This window comes from Limnobacter humi (assembly GCF_024518835.1).
GTDB lineage: Bacteria > Pseudomonadota > Gammaproteobacteria > Burkholderiales > Burkholderiaceae_B > Limnobacter > Limnobacter humi.
Window position 1 is genome coordinate 1 of record NZ_JANIGO010000009.1, and the last position, 5827, is coordinate 5827.

Annotated in this window: 2 tRNA genes and 3 rRNA genes; all 5 read right to left on the minus strand. The window is 51.1% G+C overall.

The window, feature by feature from the left end:
- Positions 1–73: 73 nt before the first annotated feature.
- The 5 genes from rrf to NQT62_RS15300 all read right to left on the minus strand — a co-directional run bounded on the left by rrf (position 74) and on the right by NQT62_RS15300 (position 5491).
- Positions 74–186: ribosomal RNA gene (rrf, locus tag NQT62_RS15280) — 5S ribosomal RNA — on the minus strand.
- Between the two features lie 178 nt (positions 187–364).
- Positions 365–3247 (minus strand): 23S ribosomal RNA (locus NQT62_RS15285).
- 382 nt (positions 3248–3629) lie between these two features.
- Positions 3630–3705, minus strand: a tRNA-Ala gene (locus NQT62_RS15290).
- A 13-nt stretch (positions 3706–3718) separates the two neighbouring features.
- Positions 3719–3795: transfer RNA gene (locus NQT62_RS15295), tRNA-Ile, on the minus strand.
- A 165-nt stretch (positions 3796–3960) separates the two neighbouring features.
- Positions 3961–5491: ribosomal RNA gene (locus NQT62_RS15300) — 16S ribosomal RNA — on the minus strand.
- The 16S, 23S and 5S rRNA genes sit together here with 2 tRNA genes alongside, the layout of an rRNA operon.
- Positions 5492–5827 lie beyond the last annotated feature (336 nt).

Genomic DNA, 5827 nt, shown 5'->3' on the forward strand with positions numbered 1-5827 from the left:
ATATTGTTGAATTGAGGGTGAATTAAAAAACCCCTACGACGAGAAGTCGGTAGGGGTTTTTTGGGAATGGAGAGCCTGACGATGTCCTACTTTCACATGCGAATGCACACTATCATCGGCGCTAAGGCGTTTCACGGTCCTGTTCGGGATGGGAAGGGGTGGTTCCACCTTGCTATGGTCGTCAGGCAAAGAGGGTTGGCTGCAAGAGCGATACTTTGCTCTTAACAGTTTGCAAACCAGCTTTGCGGCTGATTGGCGTATTCGGAAATGATGAGCGTTTGATGCGAATTGCGGTGCTGTTACTACTTTGCGCATGTAGCGCTGTGTGTTGTTTGTGCGTTGTCTTAGCAAGGCTCAATGCTATAGAGCCAAGCCGCACGGGCAATTAGTATTGGTTAGCTTAATGCATTACTGCACTTCCACACCCAACCTATCAACGTCCTGGTCTTGAACGGCCCTTCAGGAGGATCAAGTCCTCAGGGAAATCTAATCTTAAGGCAAGTTTCCCGCTTAGATGCTTTCAGCGGTTATCTCTTCCGCACATAGCTACCCGGCGATGCCACTGGCGTGACAACCGGTACACCAGAGGTGCGTCCACTCCGGTCCTCTCGTACTAGGAGCAGCCCCCTTCAAATTTCCAACGCCCACGGCAGATAGGGACCAAACTGTCTCACGACGTTTTAAACCCAGCTCGCGTACCTCTTTAAATGGCGAACAGCCATACCCTTGGGACCGGCTACAGCCCCAGGATGAGATGAGCCGACATCGAGGTGCCAAACACCGCCGTCGATGTGAACTCTTGGGCGGTATCAGCCTGTTATCCCCAGAGTACCTTTTATCCGTTGAGCGATGGCCCTTCCATACAGAACCACCGGATCACTATGTCCTGCTTTCGCACCTGCTCGACTTGTCAGTCTCGCAGTCAAGCACGCTTATGCCATTGCACTATCAGTACGATGTCCGACCGTACTTAGCGTACCTTCGAGCTCCTCCGTTACTCTTTAGGAGGAGACCGCCCCAGTCAAACTGCCCACCATGCACGGTCCCCGACCCGGATAACGGGTCAAGGTTAGAACCTCAAACAGATCAGGGTGGTATTTCAAGGATGGCTCCATGAGAACTGGCGTTCCCACTTCAAAGCCTCCCACCTATCCTACACAAACCGGTTCAAAGTCCAATGCAAAGCTACAGTAAAGGTTCATGGGGTCTTTCCGTCTAGCCGCGGGGAGATTGCATCATCACAAACACTTCAACTTCGCTGAGTCTCAGGAGGAGACAGTGTGGCCATCGTTACGCCATTCGTGCAGGTCGGAACTTACCCGACAAGGAATTTCGCTACCTTAGGACCGTTATAGTTACGGCCGCCGTTTACTGGGACTTCAATCAAGAGCTTGCACCCCATCATTTAATCTTCCAGCACCGGGCAGGCGTCACACCCTATACGTCCACTTTCGTGTTTGCAGAGTGCTGTGTTTTTATTAAACAGTCGCAGCCACCATTTCATTGCAACCCCTTCGCCCTTCCACTGTTCATGGTCAAGCTACAAGGGCGTACCTTCTCCCGAAGTTACGGTACCAATTTGCCGAGTTCCTTCTCCTGAGTTCTCTCAAGCGCCTTAGAATACTCATCCCGCCCACCTGTGTCGGTTTGCGGTACGGTCAACATGTAACTGAAGCTTAGAGGCTTTTCTTGGGACCACTTCCAATGGCTTCGTAGCCGTAGCTACTTCGCCCCACACCCTTGAGTATATGACAGCCGGATTTGCCTAACTGTCCTCTATGATGCAGGGACCAGGATATCCAACACCTGGACCACTTTCCACGATCCGTCCCCCCATCGCATTACACGTCGGTGCAGGAATATTAACCTGCTTCCCATCGACTACGCATTTCTGCCTCGCCTTAGGGGCCGACTAACCCTACGCCGATGAACGTTGCGTAGGAAACCTTGGGCTTACGGCGACAGAGCCTTTCACTCTGTTTATCGCTACTCATGTCAGCATTCGCACTTCTGATACCTCCAGCATGCTTTACAACACACCTTCGCAGGCTTACAGAACGCTCCCCTACCACGTGTACAAAGTACACATCCGCAGCTTCGGTTATCTGCTTAGCCCCGTTACATCTTCCGCGCAGGACGACTCGATCAGTGAGCTATTACGCTTTCTTTAAAGGGTGGCTGCTTCTAAGCCAACCTCCTGACTGTTTTAGCCTTCCCACTTCGTTTTCCACTTAGCAGATATTAGGGACCTTAGCTGGCGGTCTGGGTTGTTTCCCTCTTGACACCGGACGTTAGCACCCGATGTCTGTCTCCCGAGATTGCACTTACAGGTATTCGGAGTTTGCCATGGTTTGGTAAGTCGCGATGACCCCCTAGCCATAACAGTGCTCTACCCCCTGTAGTGAGACTCGAGGCACTACCTAAATAGTTTTCGGGGAGAACCAGCTATTTCCAGATTTGTTTAGCCTTTCACCCCTATCCACAGCTCATCCCCTAACTTTTCAACGTTAGTGGGTTCGGTCCTCCAGTTGGTGTTACCCAACCTTCAACCTGGCCATGGATAGATCATCTGGTTTCGGGTCTACACCCAGCGACTAGACGCCCTATTCGGACTCGCTTTCGCTACGCCTTCCCTACTCGGTTAAGCTTGCCACTGAATGTAAGTCGCTGACCCATTATACAAAAGGTACGCCGTCACCCCATAAAGAGGCTCCGACTGTTTGTATGCACACGGTTTCAGGATCTATTTCACTCCCCTCCCGGGGTTCTTTTCGCCTTTCCCTCACGGTACTAGTTCACTATCGGTCAGTCATGAGTATTTAGCCTTGGAGGATGGTCCCCCCATGTTCAGACAGGGTTTCTCGTGCCCCGCCCTACTTGTCGTACGCCTAGTTCCACAATCGAGTTTTCACATACAGGGCTATCACCTTCTATGGCCGGACTTTCAAGACCGTTTTGTTAACTCAACTGCTAAATCGTACAGGCTATTCCAATTTCGCTCGCCACTACTTTCGGAATCTCGGTTGATTTCTTTTCCTCTGGGTACTTAGATGTTTCAGTTCTCCAGGTTCGCCTCCACACAGCTATGTATTCACTGTGGGATACCCCTAAAAGGGTGGGTTTCCCCATTCGGACATCTCCGGATCAAAGTCTGTTTGCCGACTCCCCGAAGCTTTTCGCAGGCTACCACGTCCTTCATCGCCTATGACTGCCAAGGCATCCACCATGTGCACTTATTCGCTTGACTCTATAGCGTTAAGTCCTGCCAATCCAACGGATTAAACAACACCCAACAACTACAAAAAGCAAAGTAGTTTGTGCCGTATTCTAAATTCAAGCGCCGATGTGCATAGGAACATGCACACCAACTTCTTGAGAAGAACGATGATGCAATCGCATCAATCAAAATATTCAAAGCCTTTCGACTTCAAACATCTCGATATCTCATCATTTCCAAATTGTTAAAGAACAAGCCCAGGATCATGTCCTGGCGACTCTTACAGCCAAATGAATAAACACCTCAGTGCACATTCATTTGACCGCAAGCAGTTTGATCCGTGTGATCAACTTGCCTACCACGCATTAACAGCCAACAACGTTTGAACAACACACAACACAAGAGAAGAAAGTGGTGGAGGTGAACGGGATCGAACCGATGACCCCCTGCTTGCAAAGCAGGTGCTCTCCCAGCTGAGCTACACCCCCAATTCATAACCGATGGTGGGTCTGGTTGGGCTCGAACCAACGACCCCCGCCTTATCAAGACGGTGCTCTAACCAACTGAGCTACAGACCCTAAAACTTGCTTTCAGGCCCAGGGCCCCTCGTTTGAGCTTTCACGCATCAACCAGCCTGCAACGCAGACCAATCAACACCGACTCATGTGTTGCATTGCCAAACAAACCGATAAGTGTGAGCACTGAACCAATCAACCCAAGTGCATTCTTGTTTCATTCTCTTGAAAGGAGGTGATCCAGCCGCACCTTCCGATACGGCTACCTTGTTACGACTTCACCCCAGTCATGAATCCTACCGTGGTAACCGTCCCCCTTGCGGTTAGACTAGCTACTTCTGGTAGAACCCACTCCCATGGTGTGACGGGCGGTGTGTACAAGACCCGGGAACGTATTCACCGCGGCATGCTGATCCGCGATTACTAGCGATTCCGACTTCATGCAGTCGAGTTGCAGACTGCAATCCGGACTACGATCGGTTTTCTGGGATTGGCTCCACCTCGCGGCTTGGCAACCCTCTGTACCGACCATTGTATGACGTGTGAAGCCCTACCCATAAGGGCCATGAGGACTTGACGTCATCCCCACCTTCCTCCGGTTTGTCACCGGCAGTCTCATTAGAGTGCCCTTTCGTAGCAACTAATGACAAGGGTTGCGCTCGTTGCGGGACTTAACCCAACATCTCACGACACGAGCTGACGACAGCCATGCAGCACCTGTGCGCAGGTTCTCTTTCGAGCACCAATCCATCTCTGGAAAGTTCCTGCCATGTCAAGGGTAGGTAAGGTTTTTCGCGTTGCATCGAATTAATCCACATCATCCACCGCTTGTGCGGGTCCCCGTCAATTCCTTTGAGTTTTAATCTTGCGACCGTACTCCCCAGGCGGTCAACTTCACGCGTTAGCTACGTTACCAAGGAAGTAAATCCCCAACAACTAGTTGACATCGTTTAGGGCGTGGACTACCAGGGTATCTAATCCTGTTTGCTCCCCACGCTTTCGTGCATGAGCGTCAGTGTCATCCCAGGGGGCTGCCTTCGCCATTGGTGTTCCTCCACATCTCTACGCATTTCACTGCTACACGTGGAATTCCACCCCCCTCTGACGCACTCTAGTCCTACAGTCACAAACGCAATTCCCAGGTTAAGCCCGGGGATTTCACGCCTGTCTTATAGAACCGCCTGCGCACGCTTTACGCCCAGTAATTCCGATTAACGCTTGCACCCTACGTATTACCGCGGCTGCTGGCACGTAGTTAGCCGGTGCTTATTCTTCAGGTACCGTCATCCCCCTAGGGTATTAGCCCAAGGGATTTCTTCCCTGACAAAAGTGCTTTACAACCCGAAGGCCTTCTTCGCACACGCGGCATTGCTGGATCAGGGTTGCCCCCATTGTCCAAAATTCCCCACTGCTGCCTCCCGTAGGAGTCTGGGCCGTGTCTCAGTCCCAGTGTGGCTGATCGTCCTCTCAGACCAGCTACTGATCGTCGCCTTGGTGAGCCTTTACCTCACCAACTAGCTAATCAGCCATCGGCCGCTCCAATAACGTGAGGCCTTGCGGTCCCCCACTTTCCCCCTCAGGGCGTATGCGGTATTAATCCGGCTTTCGCCGGGCTATCCCCCATTACTGGGCACGTTCCGATGTATTACTCACCCGTTCGCCACTCGTCAGCGGAGCAAGCTCCCTGTTACCGTTCGACTTGCATGTGTAAGGCATGCCGCCAGCGTTCAATCTGAGCCAGGATCAAACTCTTCAGTTTAATCTCTGCAAATATTTAAACTCGACGGAGTAGACGATTTGTAAAACCTTGACAGTTTCACATTTCATTTACTTTATTACCGTGCGAGCACTGACACTTCAATCGTGAAACCAAAGCGTCGTTTTCGAAACAAAAACAACACCTGAATCCATCAGTCAGCGCCCACACTTATCGGCTGTTAACTTGTTAAAGAACATTCGAAACTCATTCACGCTACAATCTTCAAATCGCTTCGAAAACCGCTTGCTTGCTTCGTTTCGCGCTGCGTGTCGTGCAGCAGAGAAACGAGATTATGCACACCTCTTTCTCACCTGTCAAACACTTTTCGGAAAAAAA